20 protein-coding genes are annotated in these 18,851 nt (G+C 58.7%); 3 read left to right on the top strand and 17 right to left on the bottom strand.

Annotation, left to right across the window (positions count from 1 at the left end; all coding sequences use genetic code 11):
* Window positions 1-246: 246 nt before the first annotated feature.
* The 9 genes from ASC74_RS26485 to ASC74_RS26525 form a co-directional block, all read right to left on the bottom strand.
* Complete coding sequence (locus tag ASC74_RS26485) at window positions 247-852, bottom strand: START domain-containing protein (protein WP_056745401.1); 606 nt, start codon at window positions 850-852, stop codon at window positions 247-249.
* A gap of 41 nt (window positions 853-893) precedes the next feature.
* Entirely contained in the window at window positions 894-1,148 is a 255-nt protein-coding gene (locus ASC74_RS26490; RefSeq protein WP_056745406.1) for a YkgJ family cysteine cluster protein, read from the bottom strand.
* Between the two features lie 163 nt (window positions 1,149-1,311).
* Window positions 1,312-1,779 (bottom strand): hypothetical protein, encoded by a 468-nt coding sequence (locus ASC74_RS26495; RefSeq protein WP_056745407.1) that lies wholly within the window; start codon window positions 1,777-1,779, stop codon window positions 1,312-1,314.
* Between the two features lie 88 nt (window positions 1,780-1,867).
* Window positions 1,868-3,307, bottom strand: coding sequence for an aminotransferase-like domain-containing protein (locus tag ASC74_RS26500; protein ID WP_008146981.1), 1,440 nt, complete (start codon window positions 3,305-3,307; stop codon window positions 1,868-1,870).
* Between the two features lie 202 nt (window positions 3,308-3,509).
* Entirely contained in the window at window positions 3,510-4,322 is an 813-nt protein-coding gene (locus ASC74_RS26505) for an OmpA family protein (RefSeq protein WP_056745409.1), read from the bottom strand.
* Window positions 4,319-4,675: a DUF4398 domain-containing protein gene (locus tag ASC74_RS26510; RefSeq protein ID WP_056745411.1), complete on the bottom strand. Its 357-nt coding sequence runs from the start codon at window positions 4,673-4,675 to the stop codon at window positions 4,319-4,321. Before ASC74_RS26510 ends, ASC74_RS26505 begins: the two co-directional genes overlap by 4 nt.
* A 9-nt stretch (window positions 4,676-4,684) precedes the next feature.
* Window positions 4,685-5,521 carry a substrate-binding periplasmic protein gene (locus tag ASC74_RS26515; protein WP_056745413.1) on the bottom strand — a complete coding sequence of 279 codons (837 nt, stop codon included), beginning with the start codon at window positions 5,519-5,521 and terminating at the stop codon, window positions 4,685-4,687.
* A gap of 80 nt (window positions 5,522-5,601) precedes the next feature.
* Entirely contained in the window at window positions 5,602-6,531 is a 930-nt protein-coding gene (locus ASC74_RS26520) for an electron transfer flavoprotein subunit alpha/FixB family protein (protein WP_056745415.1), read from the bottom strand.
* A 2-nt stretch (window positions 6,532-6,533) separates the two neighbouring features.
* The gene (locus ASC74_RS26525; RefSeq protein ID WP_056745417.1) at window positions 6,534-7,283 is read right to left on the bottom strand and encodes an electron transfer flavoprotein subunit beta/FixA family protein; all 750 of its coding nucleotides are present in this window, start codon (window positions 7,281-7,283) and stop codon (window positions 6,534-6,536) included.
* 549 nt (window positions 7,284-7,832) lie between these two features.
* Between ASC74_RS26525 and ASC74_RS26530 the strand changes: the two genes are divergently transcribed.
* Window positions 7,833-9,497, top strand: a complete 1,665-nt coding sequence (locus ASC74_RS26530) for an electron transfer flavoprotein-ubiquinone oxidoreductase (protein WP_056745419.1) — start codon at window positions 7,833-7,835, stop codon at window positions 9,495-9,497.
* 60 nt (window positions 9,498-9,557) lie between these two features.
* Here ASC74_RS26530 and ASC74_RS26535 read toward each other — a convergent pair whose 3' ends face one another.
* Window positions 9,558-10,448, bottom strand: coding sequence for an AraC family transcriptional regulator (locus ASC74_RS26535; protein ID WP_056745421.1), 891 nt, complete (start codon window positions 10,446-10,448; stop codon window positions 9,558-9,560).
* Window positions 10,449-10,639: 191 nt separating this feature from the next.
* On the opposite strand from ASC74_RS26535, the gene ASC74_RS26540 reads away from it, so the two are divergent.
* Window positions 10,640-11,692 (top strand): NAD(P)-dependent alcohol dehydrogenase, encoded by a 1,053-nt coding sequence (locus tag ASC74_RS26540; protein ID WP_056745423.1) that lies wholly within the window; start codon window positions 10,640-10,642, stop codon window positions 11,690-11,692.
* Here ASC74_RS26540 and ASC74_RS26545 read toward each other — a convergent pair.
* The 5 genes from ASC74_RS26545 to ASC74_RS26565 all read right to left on the bottom strand — a co-directional run bounded on the left by ASC74_RS26545 (window position 11,689) and on the right by ASC74_RS26565 (window position 16,903).
* Window positions 11,689-12,492, bottom strand: a complete 804-nt coding sequence (locus ASC74_RS26545) for an IclR family transcriptional regulator (protein ID WP_008152270.1) — start codon at window positions 12,490-12,492, stop codon at window positions 11,689-11,691. The genes ASC74_RS26540 and ASC74_RS26545 overlap by 4 nt on opposite strands.
* Window positions 12,493-12,552: 60 nt before the next feature.
* Window positions 12,553-13,863 carry an MFS transporter gene (locus ASC74_RS26550; RefSeq protein WP_056745425.1) on the bottom strand — a complete coding sequence of 437 codons (1,311 nt, stop codon included), beginning with the start codon at window positions 13,861-13,863 and terminating at the stop codon, window positions 12,553-12,555.
* Window positions 13,864-14,060: 197 nt separating this feature from the next.
* Window positions 14,061-15,209, bottom strand: coding sequence for a galactonate dehydratase (gene dgoD / locus ASC74_RS26555; RefSeq protein ID WP_008152275.1), 1,149 nt, complete (start codon window positions 15,207-15,209; stop codon window positions 14,061-14,063).
* A 61-nt stretch (window positions 15,210-15,270) separates the two neighbouring features.
* A complete protein-coding gene (locus tag ASC74_RS26560; protein WP_046049101.1) occupies window positions 15,271-15,891 on the bottom strand; it encodes a 2-dehydro-3-deoxy-6-phosphogalactonate aldolase in 621 nt (206 codons plus the stop codon).
* A 19-nt stretch (window positions 15,892-15,910) separates the two neighbouring features.
* Window positions 15,911-16,903 carry a 2-dehydro-3-deoxygalactonokinase gene (locus ASC74_RS26565; protein ID WP_056745427.1) on the bottom strand — a complete coding sequence of 331 codons (993 nt, stop codon included), beginning with the start codon at window positions 16,901-16,903 and terminating at the stop codon, window positions 15,911-15,913.
* A gap of 180 nt (window positions 16,904-17,083) precedes the next feature.
* Between ASC74_RS26565 and ASC74_RS26570 the strand changes: the two genes are divergently transcribed.
* Complete coding sequence (locus ASC74_RS26570; protein WP_056745429.1) at window positions 17,084-17,527, top strand: hypothetical protein; 444 nt, start codon at window positions 17,084-17,086, stop codon at window positions 17,525-17,527.
* A 19-nt stretch (window positions 17,528-17,546) separates the two neighbouring features.
* On the opposite strand, the gene ASC74_RS26575 is transcribed toward ASC74_RS26570, so the two are convergent.
* The gene (locus ASC74_RS26575; protein WP_056745431.1) at window positions 17,547-18,104 is read right to left on the bottom strand and encodes a hypothetical protein; all 558 of its coding nucleotides are present in this window, start codon (window positions 18,102-18,104) and stop codon (window positions 17,547-17,549) included.
* A 74-nt stretch (window positions 18,105-18,178) separates the two neighbouring features.
* Window positions 18,179-18,661: a GNAT family N-acetyltransferase gene (locus ASC74_RS26580; protein WP_056745432.1), complete on the bottom strand. Its 483-nt coding sequence runs from the start codon at window positions 18,659-18,661 to the stop codon at window positions 18,179-18,181.
* Between the last annotated feature and the right edge of the window lie 190 nt (window positions 18,662-18,851).

Raw genomic sequence — 18,851 nt, forward strand, 5'->3', positions numbered from 1 at the left:
CCGATGGCGGCGGGCCCACGGAGCAGGACCGGAGCGAGGGCATGCCGAGCCTAGGCGAGGCACCGAACGAMAGGGGCAGAAGCGCTTTGGTTACTTTCGCGCTTTTCGAAAGTGACTCGCTGTAAAAGCGAAACCACCAGTCGCCATGACCGAAGAAAACGGATATGCCCCCGATCAAATAAGCAGCCCTACCAAATAGCAAACGCCCCGAACAAAGTCAGGGCGCTTTATCAAAAAACGGAGCGATTACTTCTCGGCGCGTTCTTTCAAGGCTTTCAGGGTATTAAACGGCGCATCCACCACAAACTTGTTGGCCACCATCGACGGTATGCTACCGCCCGGCTCGGTGTGTACCTGATAGGTCACTTCGATCTGATCGCCCTTGGGCACGAACTTCCAGAAACCGTCGACCTTGGTAACCCGCACAAAGCCTTTTTCTTCAGGAATGTACTTCGGCACACCTTCAAGCTTGCGAGTCAGGCTGCCGTCAGCACCCTCGATGGTGGTGACATGCAACACGGAGTCACGCGCGGTAACCGGCCAAGGCGTATTGAACTGGGTGTAGGTCCAGCTTTGATCGCCTTCGTGCTTGAGTAACTTCTGGGTTTTGCAGTCGTGAATCCAGGCGCAAGCGCCTGACACGTCTTCCTGCAGAGCACGCAGTTTGGCGATGGTAGTCTTCATCAGGGTGACGCCCTGGTAAGCCTTGTAATCGGAGCCAGCCACTTCACTCAAGGAAACCTTGATGCCGTCTTCGTTCTTGGCAACTTTCCAGTCTTCTGCCTGAGCGGCCGTGGAAGCCAGCAAAACCGTCAAACCACACAGCACAGCCATACGTTGCAGCGAACCCATAGTCTTATTCCTTATTGTTGAAGATCCGTTCGTTGAACACATCACGCCGCCGTCATTTGCTCCCACCAACCCAACAATTTGATCGCTTCGTCACTGCTGCTTCCGCAGACTTCGATGTCGGCTTCGAACGCCGAACACACTGCAGGACGTTCCGGTTTGCCGAAAATGCCGCACAGGTTATCGACAGAGAGTTGTACGCAACGTTCTCCGGCGGGCTTGCCATTGGGCATGCCGGGAATCGGTGAACTGATGGAAGGGGCAATGCAACAGGCGCCACAGCCTTCACGGCATTTCATGACGACGAGCTCCTCGACGGGCGATGTGTTAAAGGACGTGGCACAGAGTAACCGCTAAAACGCTTGTTTAAAATTGTCTGGACCCGGGTTTTTTCGCTTAAACGAGTGTGACTGACCAGTCTCCGACAAAGCGTCTGGCCAGCGGGTCACGGACGGAAGGAAATTATCGTTTGAACTCGAATTCCAGGGCTGCGCCTTCAACTTCATGGCGCTCTTCGTTGCGCAGTTGCAACTTCATTTCGTTGCTGATCAGCCTTCCGTTGAGCTGAAACGGACCAGCCTTCTCACCAAACATTTGCGGCAATAGTGCATCGTGCCGTGGCAACGCTACCGTACCGAGCGGCTTCAGCTCCTCGGCCATGTCTTGGGGCAGGCTCAAATCCAGGTCGGCCGAAGGAAGCTTGGTTTTTACGATCTCACTGGCGGCTTTGGACTTGGAGGCAATCGGCGGTCGCTTTTTCACCTTGGCCACTGTCTTTTTGACCGGCGCGGCTTTCTTGACCTGTGCCGGTTTTTTCGCGGTGGCGCTGGCTGCCGGTTTTTCTTGAACGGAAGCCGCCAATACGCCTTCGGCCTGGAAGGTCATCAGCAGGCAGATCGATAGCCAGACGGCGGGGAAAATCGGCTTCATGGACCCAACGGTACAAACGGCAGGAGTCATATGCTCGCCTGTTGCACGCGACATGACAAGCTCGGGCAGGAATATCCTGCCCGCCCCCTCAAAAGCCGCCGACCATCTCCTGACAGAGCTGGGTGGCGAGCATGCCCAAGGTCATCAACGCACGCTCGGCTTCACGGTTCCAGGGTGTGCCGCAGTTCAGCCGAATGCAGTGATTGAACTGCTCGGTGTTACTGAAAATCAGCCCCGGCGCGATGCTGATGCCCTGCTGCAACGCACGAACGTGCAGCTCCTGCGTATTGACCCGCCCCGGCAGGCTGACCCACAGAATGAAGCCGCCGGTCGGCCGGGTCATCTGCGTGCCTTCCGGGAAGTATTGCTGCACCGCCAGCTGGAAAGCGCTGAGGTTCTTGCGGTACTCCTGACGGATGTAGCGCAAATGCCGGTCGTAGCCGCCGTTCTCCAGGTACGCCGCAATGCCCATCTGCGTGACGCTGCAGGCCGAATGGGTACTGAAGGTCTGCAAACGCTGGATTTCCTGCTGGTACTTGCCGGCAATCATCCAGCCGATCCGCACGCCCGGCGACAGGGTTTTGGAGAAGCTTGAGCAATAGATCACCCGATCCAGCCGATCGTAGGCTTTAAGTGATTTGGTGCGACCCTGCTCGAACATCAATTCGCCGTAGATATCGTCTTCGACAATCTGGATATCGAAATCCGAGGCCAGGCGCAGCAGTTGCTTTTGCCGCTCTTCGGGCATGGTGCCGCCCAATGGATTGCTCAGACGAGTGGTCAGCACCAGCGCCTTGATCGACCACTGGTTGGCCGCCAACTGCAAAGCTTCGAGGCTCATACCGGTGGCCGGATCGCTCGGGATCTCGATGACCTTGAGGCCCAGCAGGTCAGCCAGTTGCAGCAAACCGTAGTAGGTCGGCGACTCGGCGGCGATCAGGTCGCCCGGGCGGGTCAGCACGCGCAGGGACATCTGCAACGCATCAACGCAGCCGTGAGTAATCACCACTTCCGACGGATCGACCACCACGCCGGCATCGCGCATGCGGATCGCCACTTGTCGGCGCAAGGGTTCGAAACCCGGGCTGAACATGTAGCTGAACGCCCGCGGGCTATGGAAACGGGTGACTTTGGCCAGTTGCTGATGCAGCGCCCGCACCGGCAGATAATCAACGCTCGGTACGGCGGCGCCCAAAGGGAAAACACCTTCGCGGCGGGATTCGACCAGGACTTGTTGGATGATGCTGCTGCGAGTAACCAGACCGGGACGCTCGACCCGGGCGATGTCCGGTGTCGGCGCGGTCAGGGCCGGGGTCTGGTGCACGTAGTAACCGGACTGCGGCCGGGCGCGGATCAGCCCCTGATCCTCGAGGTTGGCGTAAGCCTGCAACACCGTCGCATGGCTGACGTTGAGCTGCGAGCTCATCTTGCGCACCGAAGGCACGCGCTCCCCCGGTTGATAGACGCCACGGCGGATGTCTTCGGCCAGTTGCTGAGCAATACGTTGGTAGAGCAAAAGATTGGTCATGACGCAGCACTCGATTTCACGGGCATTTTATTCTTGTGTGAAACAATACCGGAACAGTTTAGAAGTGTACTGGGACAGTTGCCACAATAGTCGACCGTACAGTGCAGTGTCAGCAAAAACTGTACTGTTTTTTAGAGTTGATCAACAGGCGTAAAAAAACCCGGCGCTGACGGGCAGGCCGGGTTTTCCAGTGACGCAGCCCTTAGCGGGCAGCGCCGAGCTGGCCTTTTTCGTCAGAGAACACAATTTCCACCCGACGGTTCTGTGCACGTCCCCGTTCGGAGGCGTTCACGTCGACCGGATATTCATCACCGTAGCCTTCGACCTGAATACGTTTATCGTCGATGCCCAAATCCATCAGCACGTCCGCCACCGATTGCGCACGGTCACGGGACAGCTTGAGGTTTTCCTGCTTGCCGCCGGTACTGTCGGCGTAACCTTCGATGCGCACCACGCGCTTGGGGTTGAGCTGCAGGAACTGCACGATCTTCAACACCACGCGGTTCGCCGAGTTTTTCAACTCCGCTTCGCCCGTGTCGAACAACACGTCGCCCAACGTCATCACCAGGCCACGGTCGGTCTGGGTGGTCGCCAGCGCGACAATCTGTTCTTCGAGCCACTTGCCCTGCTGCTGCACACTGAGCAATTTGGATTCGCGCAGGGCCAGTTGCAGGCGCTGACGCTCCAGTTCGAGCTTCGCCGCACGTTCTTCGTTGAGCACCTGATTGGTGTGTTCGCGCGCGATTTCGCTATAGCGCTCGCTCAGGTAAGCGTAATGCAGCACGTCCGATCCACTGCCCCAATAGCTGGACAGACGATCGGCACGGGCCAGCGACTCACCGGCGCGAATAACGTCCTTGGGCGCGATTCGCAGCACGTTGGAATCTTCCTTGACCTTCTGGAAGTCAGTGCTGGCCTGCTGCAACGCGGCTTCGCTGTGCTGACCGGCACAACCATAGAGGCTGACGCAGCCTGCCAGGATCAAACCGCCCAGGGCTTTGGTCTTGAGGTTCATTGGGCATCTCCCAGTTGCTTGCGCAGGCGAGTGATGCGGGTATTAAGCACGTTCAACTGTTCCTCGCTCTTGAGGGTCAGAACCCGGGCTTCGGCCAGACGCGCGTCCAGCTCGGCCTGCTCGGCCCGCATGCGCGCGTTCTTGAAGGATTGGTCGTTCATGCTGCCCTTGGCGCGGTTGAACTTTTCTTCAGCCAGTTTCATTTCCGGCACATCGGCGGGGGTGGCGCCCACGGCCTTGGCCTGTTCAAGTGCCTGTTCGGTCAGGCGCATTTGTTCATTCGGCGCCGGATCGGCTGCACAACCCGCCAGAGCCAGAACGGCCAGGGCAGCGAAAAGAGGTCGAATACTCACTAAAAATCCCTACTGTTTTGGGGTACTGACAGGTTGTTGCTGCGGTTGTGAGAGCTGCGCCTTCCAGCGCTCGATATTGCGTTGCAGCACGGCTTCCGTCAGTCCGGACGCGGGCAATTCTGTCATCTTTTTGGCCAGCTGTCCGCGCAACCACGGATCGTTGCAGGCGGAGTTGTGGGAAACCGCGAGGAACAGGCCGGGTTTGTCGATCGGTAGTGGACGGGCGATCAGATCGCTAGCCAGCTTAAGTGTCTGCGCGGCCGCCATGCCCGAGTAGCGTCCGGCAAGGACAAATTCCACCTCGCCCAGTAGCAATTTCTGAAAGGCCTGGGTCAGGTTAGGTGTACGTACGAGGGTCAATTGCTGCTCGGCGAACGCGCCAAATGCCGAGGTCATACGAGACTTTTCCGACAACGCGCCGGGATGACCGTGAAGGTCCTGCGCTTCGTTGTAGATCAGCGTCGAGTCTTTGCGGGTCCAGACCAGGTAATCGTTTTCCAGTAACGGAGGATGAATGTAATCCAGAGTGTCCAGTTCGCTGACCGTCAATGACGCATCCGTCAGCATGTCCATTCGTCCACTGCGCACTTCGTCCAGGGCCTGGGAACGTTTACCGGCGTAAAGCAGTTCGACCTTGATCCCCAGCTCCCCCGCTACTTGCTGCAACAGGTCAGCACTGGCGCCGATCAGGTGCTTGGGGTTTTGCGGGTCTTGCCACAGGTACGGCGGCGCATCCGGGCTGCCGGTCACCACCAGGCGTTCGCACTTGCCCGCGGCGACGGACAGCGCCGGCAGCACCGTCAGACCCAGCAGCAATGACCAGCCGTAAACGCGGCGCAGATCCATGGCGACACTCTCCCACTCAAATCCGGAACAAAAAAAAGCCCGACCAAAAGGTCGGGCTCTTTATAAGTCAGGCCGCAGGATTAGACCAGCTTCTCGAACTCAGGGATTGCTTCGAACAGGTCCGCCACCAGGCCGTAATCGGCCACCTGGAAGATCGGCGCTTCTTCGTCCTTGTTGATCGCAACGATCACTTTGGAGTCTTTCATGCCGGCCAGGTGCTGGATCGCGCCGGAGATACCGACCGCGATGTACAGCTGTGGAGCAACGATCTTGCCGGTCTGACCGACCTGCATGTCGTTGGGTACGAAACCTGCGTCGACCGCGGCGCGGGAAGCACCGACAGCAGCGCCCAGCTTGTCGGCCAGGGCGTACAGGTGTTTGAAGTTGTCGCCGTTCTGCATGCCGCGACCGCCGGAAACGACGATCTTGGCAGCGGTCAGTTCCGGACGATCGGACTTGGCCAGTTCTTCACCGACGAAGCTGGAAATGCCAGCATCGTGAGCAGCTGCAACGGCTTCAACAGCCGCCGAACCACCTTCAGCCGCGACCGGGTCGAAACCGGTCGCACGAACGGTGATGACTTTGACCGCAGCGTTCGATTGAACGGTTGCGATGGCGTTACCGGCGTAGATCGGGCGCTTGAAGGTGTCAGCGCTTTCGACCGAGATGATCTCGGAGATCTGGTCAACGTCCAGCTGAGCGGCAACGCGCGGCAGGATGTTTTTACCGTTGGAGGTAGCGGCAGCCAGGATGTGGCTGTAGCCCTTGCCCAACTCTGCAACCAGCGGCGCAACGTTTTCCGGCAGCTGATGAGCGTAGGCGGCGTTGTCGGCCACCAGCACTTTAGCCACGCCAGCGATTTTCGCAGCGGCTTCAGCAACAGCACCCACATTCTGGCCAGCGACCAGAACGTGAATGTCGCCACCCATTTTGGCGGCAGCAGCAACGGTGTTCAGGGTGGCAGGAGCCACAACCTTGTTGTCGTGCTCAGCGATTACCAAGATAGTCATGATTAGATTACCTTCGCTTCGTTTTTCAGTTTCTCGACCAGTTCAGCCACCGACTTGACCTTGATACCCGCGCTGCGTGCAGCTGGCGCTTCGACTTTCACGGTCTTGTTGGTGGAGGCGGTGGAAACGCCCAAAGCGTCCGGAGTCAGCACTTCGAGAGGCTTCTTCTTGGCTTTCATGATGTTTGGCAGGGACGCGTAGCGCGGCTCGTTCAAACGCAGGTCGGTGGTGACGATGGCCGGCAGTTTCAGGGAAACTGTCTGCGCGCCGCCGTCGACTTCGCGAGTCACGGCAACGGTGTCGCCGCTGATTTCGACCTTGGACGCGAACGTGCCCTGACCGTAGCCGCTCAATGCAGCGAGCATCTGGCCGGTCTGGTTGTTGTCGCTGTCGATGGCTTGTTTGCCAAGGATCACCAGCTGAGGCTGTTCCTTGTCGACAACAGCCTTGAGCAGCTTGGCAACGGCCAGCGAAGTCAGGTCTTCAGCGGATTCGACGAGGATGGCGCGGTCGGCACCCAGAGCCAGCGCGGTGCGCAGTTGCTCTTGAGCGGTGGACGGGCCGATGGAGACGACGACGATTTCAGTCGCAACACCTTTCTCTTTCAGGCGTACGGCTTCTTCCACTGCGATTTCGCAGAACGGGTTCATCGACATCTTGACGTTGGCGAGGTCGACGCCGGAATTGTCCGCCTTGACGCGAACCTTGACGTTGTAATCCACAACGCGTTTGACAGCTACAAGAACCTTCATGGATTCCTCGTTACTCTCCGGTGAAAAGAAAGTCGCCTAGGCGAACCTGGCGGTTTGATGCTCATCGGCGCAAGGGCACCTCTAAAAACGCTGGCAAAGGTGTCAAGTGACAAGCGCTCACGATGAAGATGACCGTTCGTCAGTGATGACTGACGAGTCTTTCATTATCGCGGCGTGTAAACTGCGCGCCGGAACCTGCGCTGCGCATCACCTTGTACTGCCATCGCCCTGTCTTTAGAGGTGCTCTTGAAACCAACAGTCAGCCTACGGCGAGCGCAAAACCGACCGTATCTTGACCGGAACACCTATTCCGGTCAATACGGCAAAATGGCCAGTCATAAGCCGCGTGACTTTGATTTCTCTGGCTTTGAGCCGATTCAAACAAACGTTTGTATTGGACGCTAGGAGTGGTGTAGATATAATGCGCCACCTTAGAGAGAAAGGTGGCTCATCGATTGTCCTCTTCCTGCATTGCGCAGGAATTCATGGATGCGACACCAAACCTCCAATTAGAAAAAAAACTGTTGAGCCTTGAGTAGGAGATAACCTGTGGAACGCGAATACATGGAATTCGACGTGGTCATCGTCGGTGCCGGCCCCGCTGGTCTTTCCGCCGCCTGCCGATTGAAGCAGAAGGCCGCCGAAGCCGGTAAGGAAATCAGCGTCTGCGTGGTCGAAAAAGGCTCCGAAGTGGGTGCTCACATCCTGTCCGGTGCCGTGTTCGAACCACGCGCCCTGAACGAATTGTTCCCTGACTGGAAAGAACTCGGCGCCCCGCTGAATACGCCAGTCACCCGCGATGACATCTTCGTTCTCAAGAACGCCGACAGCGCGCAGAAGATTCCCGACCTCTTTGTGCCCAAGACCATGCACAACGAAGGCAACTACATCATCTCCCTGGGCAACCTGTGCCGCTGGCTGGCCGAGCAGGCCGAGAACCTGGGCGTGGAAATCTACCCAGGCTTCGCCGCTCAGGAAGCGCTGTTCGACGAGAACGGCGTGGTTCGCGGGATTATCACTGGCGATCTGGGCGTTGACCGCGAAGGCAACCCGAAAGAAGGCCTGTACACCCCAGGCATGGAACTGCGTGGCAAGTACACGCTGTTCGCCGAAGGTTGCCGTGGCCACATCGGCAAGCAACTGATCAAGCGCTTCAACCTCGACAGCGATGCCGACGCTCAGCACTATGGTATCGGCCTGAAAGAAATCTGGGAAATCGACCCGGCCAAGCATCAACCAGGCCTGGTGGTCCACACCGCCGGTTGGCCGCTGGACATCATGGGCACCGAGAACACCGGCGGCTCGTTCCTCTATCACCTGGAAAACAACCAGGTCGTAGTCGGTCTGATCGTCGATCTTTCCTACAGCAACACCTACCTGTCGCCATTCGACGAGTTCCAGCGCCTCAAGCATCACCCGGTGCTCAAGCAGTACCTGGAAGGCGGCAAGCGCATCAGCTACGGCGCTCGCGCCATCTGCAAAGGCGGCCTGAACTCGCTGCCGAAAATGGTCTTCAAGGGCGGCGCGCTGATCGGTTGCGACCTCGGCACCCTGAACTTCGCCAAGATCAAAGGCAGCCACACCGCGATGAAGTCCGGCATGCTCGCCGCTGAATCCGTGGCCGAAGCGCTGTTCGCTGAAAAGGACGGCACCGAAGAGCTGACCACTTACGTCGACGCGTTCAAGAAGAGCTGGCTCTACGACGAACTGTTCGCCAGCCGCAACTTCGGCCCGGCGATTCACAAGTTCGGCGCCATCGTCGGCGGCGGTTTCAACTGGCTCGACCAGAACATCTTCGGCGGCAAACTGCCGTTCACCTTGCACGACACCAAGCCGGATTACGCTTGCCTCAAACTTGCGGCCGATTGCAAGAAGATCGACTACCCGAAACCGGACGGCAAGATCAGCTTCGACAAACTCAGCTCGGTGTTCATCTCCGGTACCAACCATGAAGAAGAGCAGCCGTGCCACCTGAAGTTGACCGACCCAAGCATCCCGATCGCCAAGAACCTGCCGCTGTACGATGAGCCTGCCCAGCGTTACTGCCCGGCCGGCGTGTACGAAGTGGTGACCATGGAAGACGGTGAGAAGCGCTTCCAGATCAACGCCCAGAACTGCGTTCACTGCAAGACCTGCGACATCAAGGACCCTGCACAGAACATCACCTGGGTGGCGCCGGAAGGCTCTGGCGGCCCGACTTACCCAAACATGTAAGTCGAACGGCTGAACATCAAGGCTCCCGAACGGGGGCCTTTTTGTTGCCTGCGATCCCTGTCAGGCAGCGCGTTCGTCACCGGGATTACGCTCGAAGTAGCGCTTGTACTCGCGACTGAACTGCGACGTGCTTTGATACCCGACCCGATGCGCCACCTGTGCCACGCCCAACCCCTCGCCCAGCAGTAACTGCTGGGCCCTGAGCAAGCGCAAGCGCTTCAAGTACTGCACCGGCGACAACAACGTGCTGCGTTTGAAATGCTCATGAAAGGTCGACGCACTCATGTTTGCGCAACTGGCCAGGGTCTCGACGTTCAAGGGTTCGGTGTAATGCGCATGCAAATGACTGAGCGATGCCGCGATCCGGGCGAATTGCCCCTGTTGCTCGACCAGCGCCCGCAACACATCGGCTTGCGGCCCGCGCAAGGCGACGAACAACAACTCGCGCAATCGCGCCTGCCCCATAACCTCGCATTCCAACGGATCGTGCAGGCAACGCAGCAGCCGTTCAACACAACCACGCATCGCATCGTCGAGCACCGCCGAGGTCATGGACTCTGGCGTTTGCGCCGCAATACTACGCCCCGGCGCCAGCCCCATGGCCAAGACCAACTCACCGAGCAACACCCGGTCAATGGCGATGGAAACGCCCAGCATCGGGCCATCGGGGGCTGAAAACGTCTCGCATTCGAACGGCACCGGCAAGGCCTGAATCAAATAATGCCCGGCGCCGTATTCCAACGTACGCGGCCCCAGATACGCCAGTTTGCTGCCCTGGGCGATGATGACCAGACTCGGCTCATAAATCTGCGGGCCGCGAGCCACATCACAACTGGCCCGCAAAACCTGCACACCCGGCAACGCCGTGGGCGCGAAACCATCGCGGGTGGTCAGCGGCTGTATCAATGAAACCAGGGTGGCATTGGCGTCGAGATGACGGGTCAACAACATGAGAGTTCTTCACAAAAAAAGTCGCGGAAAAAGGGATGAAAGCATCATCGCAGGTCTGATGGCCAATGCGATCCATTGAAGGCTGATGCCGGAGGATTAGGCATGACACCCGGAGGAATCGCCATGGCCGGTAACCCGTGCGGCGCCCAGAATTGCTCGCCTCACCTGTCACCGTTTTTGCGAGGTTCATCATGTACACCGCCATCGGATACGCCGCCCAGTCGGCCACCACTCCCCTCGCCCCCATGAAATTCGAGCGCCGCAGCCCACGGGCCGACGACGTAGCGATCGAAATTCTCTACTGCGGCGTCTGCCATTCCGACATCCATCAGGCACGCAACGAGTGGGGCATTGCCGTTTACCCACTGATGCCCGGCCACGAGATCGTAGGCAAAGTTACCGCGATTGGTGCGAACGTCACCCAGCACAAAGTCGGCGATCTGGTTGGCGTCGGGTGCATGGTTGATTCCTGCCGCAGTTGCGAAGCCTGCCAATCGAACCTCGAGCAATACTGCCTCGAAGGTCCGACCATGACCTACGCCACTCCGGACCGCGTCGATGGCAGCAACACCATGGGCGGCTATTCCGACAGCATCGTGGTCAGCGAACACTTCGTGGTGCGCATCCCGGAAAAACTCGACCCGGCCAGCGCTGCGCCAATCCTGTGTGCCGGCATCACCACCTATTCGCCGCTCAAGCACTACGGCGTGAAGGCGGGCGACAAGGTCGGGATTCTCGGCATGGGCGGCCTCGGCCACATGGGCATCAAGTTCGCCAAGGCAATGGGCGCTGAAGTGACGCTGTTCACCCGCTCGGCGAGCAAGGCTGAAGAAGGTCGTCGCCAGGGTGCGGACCACGTGATCGTGTCCACCGATGCCGAACAGATGAAGGCCGCGGCAGGACATTTCGACTTCCTGCTGGACACCATTCCGGTGCAGCACGACCTCAATCCCTACCTCGATACGCTACGTTTCGACGGCGTGCACATTCTGGTGGGCCTGATCGAACCGGTCGATCCACCGGTCCACGCCGCCAAACTGGTATTGGGCCGTCGTGTGCTGGCCGGCTCGCTGATCGGCGGCATCGCCGAAACCCAGGAAGTGCTGGATTTCTGCGCCGAGCACAACATCACCTGCGACATCGAAATGCTCGACATCCGCCAGATCAACGAGGCTTACGCCCGCATGATCGCGGGTGACGTGAAGTACCGCTTCGTCATCGATATGGCAACGCTGAAGGTCTAAACCTTAGCGCCAAGCTCCGCCGACAGCCGGGCTGTGACCCCTTTGATCAGGGGAATCAGCTCGGCCATTTTCTCCAGCGGCATGTACGGCACGGTGCTGGCGATGCTGATACCGGCGACGATGCGCTTGCTGGCATCACGGATCGGCGCCGCCACGCAGCGGATCGACGGTTCGTTGTCTTCCAGATCGAACGCATAACCGCCCGCCACATATTCCACCATGCGCTGCTGAAACTGCTCCCAGGACTGCTCCGGGTGCTGCGGCCAGAACTGATTTTTCCCACCCGCCGGCAAGCTGACTTCGTACAGCCGCTGCCATTCTTCCTGCGTGTCATCGAGCATCAACGCCTTGCCGATCCCGGTGCGCGCCAACGGCATGCGATGGCCGACCCGCGAACGCATTTCCGGGCCATTGCGCCCCGGATTCTTGTGCAGGTACAGCACCTCATCGCCTTCGCGAATCGCCAGGTGAATGGTGTCGCCGGTCAACGCCGACAACTCATCCAGATACGGCCCGGCAAGGGTCACCAGCGGCAGCTCTTCGCGCGCCTGGAAACCCAGCTCGATCAGCTTCGGCCCCAACAAATAACCGACTTGCGGCACCACGCGCAGATAACGCTCGTCCACCAGGCAACTGGCCAGACGGTGCGTCGTGCTACGCGTAGTGCCGATCAGTCGGGCGATTTCCTTGAGATCGCGGGCGCCACTGGCCACGGCCTGAACCACACCCAAACCACGAAGCAGTGTCTGGGTGCCGGTCGGTGCGGCGTCCTTGGCGATTTTTGGGGCGTCTTCCTGCATATCCAGCCTTTACCGTTGAGCGAGTGAACGGGCGGCATTATGGTCGCCCGCATGCCGCAACTACAACTTGATACGCTCGACTTTGCCGACCAGCAAGATGTAGGAAAGCGCGCCAATCAACGCCAGAACAGAGATATAGGTGATCGCCGGGGCGAACGAATCACCGGTAGCGAGGAAACCGATGACGATCGGCGTGGTAATCGCCGACAGGTTGCCGATGAAGTTGAACACCCCGCCGGTCAACCCGAGCAATCGCGCCGGGGCCAACGTTGAAACCAGCGACCAAGTGATCGAGGCCAGCCCGTTACCGAAGAACGCCAACGCGAGGAAGGCAATCACCAGCGGTGTCGACTCGACGAAGTTGGCGCCGATAATCGAGGTGGAAATCAGTAGGCCGCCAATGATCGGCAACTTGCGGGCGAAACCCACGGTGTAGCCGCGGCGGATCAGCCAGTCTGAAAAGAACCCCGAACACAGCACACCGACGAAGGCGGCGAGAAACGGCAGCGACGCCAACAGGCCGGACTTGATGAAGTCCATGCCGCGATATTTCACCAGGTAGGTCGGGAACCACGTCAGAAAAAACCACAACGTCGAGTTGAGGCAGAACTGACCGAGGTAGATGCCCCACAACTTGCGTTTGGTCAGCACGATGCCGAGATCGATCCAGCTGAATTTGGCTTTGACTTTGGCTTGTTCAGCCTGGATATCCACCAGCCCGCCACCTTCGCGGATCAGGTCGATTTCGGCGTCATTGGCGCCTTTGAAATCCCGTGGCTCGCGATACACCGCGTACCAGATCACTGCCCAGAGAATGCCCACCGCACCGGTGCTGACAAACACCATGTGCCAGCCATATTGATGCTGCAGCCAGGCCAATACCGGCGTCAGGAACGCCAGACCGACGAACTGCCCGGACGTGTAGAAACCGATGGCTGTAGCGCGCTCGCGCTCGGGGAACCAGGTGGTGACCACACGGCTGTTGATCGGGTACGCGGGTGCTTCCAGCGCACCGACTGCCATGCGCAATACGAACAGTGCGATGAAGCTGGCGGCGAAGCCGAGCATGACGGTGGCGATCGACCACAGCAGCAATGCGACGCTATAAAGAATCCTCGGCGGAACCCGATCCACCAGCCAACCGCCGGGGATTTGCATGGCGGCGTAGGTCCAGCCGAATGCCGAGAAAATCAGCCCGACGTGGATCGGGTCGATACCCAGTTCGCTGGTCAGCGCCGGGGCGGCGATGGACAGGTTGCTGCGGTCCAGGTAGTTGATCACCACGGTGATGAACAGCAGGACCATGATGAAAAAACGCTTGCGACTGGGCGTCACCAACGACGCCTGCCCGGTGAGGGTTTGCGGTTGCATGAGAGGTGCCTCTTCTTATGTTTATTGAGGTCGATGTGAAATCGGGGGTTGCCGCAAATCTCCCTGTCCATGGAGATCTAGTGTGGGAGCGGGCTTGCTCGCGAAGTCGGCGGCACAGGCAACATCTTCGCTGACAGACAGACCGCTTTCGCGAGCAAGCCCGCTCCCACAGGGATTTTGGGTGGATCAGAGATCGATCACCACTCAGCAAAACTGCCATCGGCATGGCGCCAGATCGGGTTGCGCCAGCGGTGGCCGACGGCCGCGCGTTCGATCACGTACTCCTCGTTGATCTCGATCCCCAGGCCCGGGCCATTGGGGATTTTCACGAAGCCTTTGTCGTAGTCGAACACCCGCGGATCCTTGACGTAATCCAGCAGGTCATTGCTCTCGTTGTAATGAATGCCCAGGCTCTGTTCCTGGATGAACGCGTTGTAGCAAACCGCATCCAGCTGCAAACATGCCGCCAATGCAATCGGGCCCAATGGGCAGTGCAGCGCCAGCGCCACGTCGTAGGCTTCAGCCATGTTGGCGATCTTGCGGGTTTCGGTGATGCCGCCGGCGTGAGACGCGTCCGGCTGAATGATGTCGACGTAACCTTCGCTGAGCACACGCTTGAAATCCCAGCGCGAGAACAGCCGCTCACCGAGGGCAATCGGGGTGCTGGTCAGCGGCGCCAATTCTTTCAGCGCTTCGTAGTTTTCGCTGAGCACCGGCTCTTCGATGAACATCAGTTTGTACGGGTCGAGTTCCTTCATCAGGACCTTGGCCATGGGCTTGTGCACTCGGCCATGGAAATCGACGCCGATGCCGACGTTCGGGCCCACCGCATCGCGCACGGCGGCGACGTTGGCCAGGGCCAGGTCGACTTTCTCGAAGGAATCGAGGAATTGCAGCTCTTCGGTGCCGTTCATTTTCACCGCAGTGAAACCACGCTCGACCGCTTCCTTCGCAGCGCGGGCGGTGTCCGCCGGCCGGTCGCCGCCGATCCACGAATAGACGCGAATCTTGTCCCGCACCTGCCCACCGAGCAGGTCGCTGACCGACACACCCAAAGCCTTGCCCTTGATGTCCCACAACGCCTGGTCGATACCGGCCAGCGCACTCATGTGGATCGCGCCACCCCGGTAGAAGCCGCCGCGGTACAGCACGGTCCAGATGTCTTCAATGTTGCGAGGGTCTTTGCCGATCAGGTAGTCGGACAATTCTTCAACGGCGGCAGCGACAGTGTGAGCGCGGCCCTCGACCACGGGTTCGCCCCAGCCAGTCACGCCCTCGTCGGTTTCGACCTTGAGGAAGCACCAGCGCGGTGGAACGATGAAAGTGGTCAGTTTGGTGATTTTCATCTTTGCTCTCTTTTTATAAGTGCAGCTCTTATAGATGCAGCGCTCGCAGCGCCAAAAAGTCTTAGCGAAGGGCTTTCCAGGCAGCCACGTAGGCCTTGGCGTTTACCGCCACTTCCTCAGCTGTCATGCCCGGTTTGAACAACCCGGAACCGAGGCCGAAGCCTTTGACGCCCGCGTCGATAAACACCTGCATGTTGTCCGGCGTGATCCCGCCGACCGGCGCCAGAATCGTTCCCGCAGGCAGCACCGCGAGCCAGGCTTTGACGACTGCCGGCCCCATCTGCTCGGCCGGAAACATCTTCAACACGTCCGCCCCTTCGGCCAATGCCGCAAAGGCCTCAGTCGGCGTCGCCACTCCCGGCGACAGGAACAACCCCGCCGCTTTCGCTGCGCGCAACACCTTGGCATCGCTGTGCGGCATGACGATCACCTGGCCGCCCGCCGCTTTCACTTGCTCGACCTGCTCCGGCGTCAGCACCGTGCCGGCACCGATCAGGCAATCGGCGGGCAAGGTACTGCGCAGGATGCGGATACTTTCGTACGGCTCAGGGGAATTGAGCGGCACTTCGATGACGCGAAATCCGGCGGCGTAAAGGACTTCGCCGATGGCTGCCGCTTCTTGCGGGCGCAGGCCACGCAAAATCGCGATCAGACCGTTTTGCGCCAATGCTTGCTTGAGCATGTCAGACCTCCAGTCAGGTTTAACGGGATGGGTTGGGTGTGATCAGTCCGGCGGCAACCGCCAACTGCCACAAGCCGCGTTCGGTGGCCTGTTCGGCCAGGGTCACCCGAGCAAAACCACAGGCGTCGAGCGCCCGGCTGTAGCGGGCACAGAGTTGGGCATTACCGATGAGGATGATCGAAGGCAAATGAACGCTGTTGCGTCGGCGTCGCTGAACACTCGCCAACGCCGACAGCTCATGGCCGATCAACAGACCGGACAAGTAATCCGGTTGGGCGGTGGCGCTGAGTTCACCAGTCAACCCGAGGCTGCGGGCACTGAACAATGTCGACAACGGCCCGATCTCGCCATCCGCCGACAGCGCCACCTGCACACCACGATCAAAGGCGTGGCAATCGAAGGACGCGCCCTTTTGCTGGGTGCGCCCCAGAATGCTGTGCTCGCTGAGCACGGCGAAGACTTCGCCGGTCATGAAGGTATCGAAATGCACGATGCAGCCGTCGGCCACCTCCACCCACTTCGAATGACTGCCCGGCAGGCCGATCAACAGATCGTTGCCCGCCTCGGCCGGTAGATTCTGCAGCACGCCGAGCACTTGGGTTTCTTCGCCGCGCATCACGTTTGGCAAACGAGACCGCTGAATCACGCCCGGCACGATGTGCACATCGACACCGCGAAGACTGCGAACCGTTTGTAGGGAGATTCCGAGATTGGCGACGTTCGCCGGCGTATCGCGGTAAGCCGCTTCACGCCAACCTTGTGCGCTGCCGACCATGCCGCACGCAATCACCGGCAAATCGGGCTGCGCGTCGAGCCAGTCACCGCAGGCCTCATCGAAGGCCAGTTCAAAACCTTCGGCACATTCCTGACCCGCGATCATTCGCGGCGTCCTGGGCAGCTGCATGATCCCCGACGACAGCGAACGCTGTTCGAGCACCTGGCCACCCGCGGCGAGTTTGTAAGCACGTAATGAGGTTGTCCCCCAATCGAGCGCGATCAATTGCGCCAGCATCGCTTCACCTGTTTTGTTTATTGGCAGTGAGTGAGCTGGACTATAAACCCGGATGCATAAAAATCTCAATATATAAATATCACTCCCATATTATGGGATTTACAAGTGTGACAAGTTTTTCTACGGCGACGCTTTAAAATGCCGGGCCATTGCAGCCGTACACCCACTCAAGGAAGAAAAATGAAGATTGCTTCAAAGGCTCTGCTGTTATGCGGCGTGCTCTGGTCCATGGCGGCATTCAGCGCATCGAAAGACTTGAAGGTCGGTGATATCTGGGCCTACAAAAACCGGCCGGGCGAGGATGGATCGACACTGACGATCCTGAAAATCGAAAATTATCCGAAACTGGGCAAGGTCGTTCACATCAGGGTCGACGGCTTTCGGATGATCAATCCGGTGACAGGCAATGAGTTCAACGACATGCCTCACCTGCCCTTCCAGGCAAAAGCCCTGGAACGCAGCATCACCCACCGAGTAGGGGAAACTGCAGAAATTCCGGATTTCAATCAGGGATACGCTGCGTGGAGAGCGGCCTTCGATGAAGAGAAGGCCGGGGTTTTCAAGATCAGCGTCAGCAAAACACTCGACGGCATGATCAACGGTAACTGGGAGGACAGCGAATAACTTCCCTTCAAAGCATTGGCTACAGTGACCGCCATGTTTCATTGCCGACAAAAACGTATTGGCTTATTGCCTTTTCTCCATCCGAGTACTCACCGTAGTACAGCACTGGATAGTTGAAGGATATTGCAGCGGAAAACTTCGCCACCTCAAAATAAACTGCTCGCTCGACGCAATACACAATCAACCTGGAGTGAGAGCCCATGTACTGCTCAAAGGTCAGGTATCGCAGGCATGATGACCAACAGTGACCACGTCCCCACAGAATGCCATTCAGACTCGCGCCGTTGACTGACACCTCATTCCAGCTATCGCCGAATCGTGCCTCGTCTTGATAAGTCCACTCAACGATCAAAGAGCGATCAGGCGATGAAATGGTTGCACCGTTGTAGCCAATGTATAAAGGAACGCCCGTACCGCTCTCAGTCATTTCATTCTTGATTGGGACCTGCACAGGCACTTCCACGCACGCACTAACGTTATCCGTCAATGGTGGTAAGTCGAGGCGTTTAACCAACGCACGGATATAGAACCTCACACCCAGCAAAAACACGGCGACCACCACGATCAGGTACAGCATAAAATTCCTTTCTAAGTGTCATGCGAGGCAAAAGCGATCTCCATGATCGTCGGTAACGCTGGTGTCCAGATCGATCACCGACCCTCGGCAAACTCCCGCAATACCGCCCCATCCATCCGATACCGCACCCACTCTTCCTGTGGCTGCGCACCCAAAGACTTGTAGAATTCGATCGCCGGTTTGTTCCAGTCCAGAACGCTCCACTCAAATCGACCGCAATCATTGGCGCAGGCGATTTTCGCCAGGTGGCGCAGCAAGGTTTTGCCCGCGCCGCCGCCACGCTGATCAGGGGTGATGTAGAGGTCTTCGAGGTACAGGCAGTTACTGCCGAGCCACGTTGAATAACTGAAGAAAAACACCGCAAAACCGATCGGCGAGCCGTCGCGCAGGCAGATCAGGCCGTGGGCGGTGGCGCCTTCGCTGAACAGGCTGCGCTCGATGTCGGCGACGCTGGCGATGACTTCGTGGCGGGCACGTTCGTAGTCGGCCAGTTCAGTGATGAACCCGAGGATTTGCGGTGCATCGCTCGGGGTCGCCGGGCGGATCTCGATCGTCATGGACGTGCCTTCGTCAAAAGTTGAAAACGCCATACTAAGGCGGCGAGCGGCGCTCGTCACACTGGAAATTCAAAGCTGATCCATGGAGCATGTGTAATTGAATGGACTCGCCCACGCCGAGGCGTCAATGCGCCACGGTGGCAGTCTAAACAGCCAACGACAGCGAGGGCGAGTCCATGAAAAAGCATAC

It is taken from the genome of Pseudomonas sp. Root329 (assembly GCF_001424925.1).
GTDB classification, from domain to species: Bacteria; Pseudomonadota; Gammaproteobacteria; order Pseudomonadales; family Pseudomonadaceae; genus Aquipseudomonas; species Aquipseudomonas arabinosi.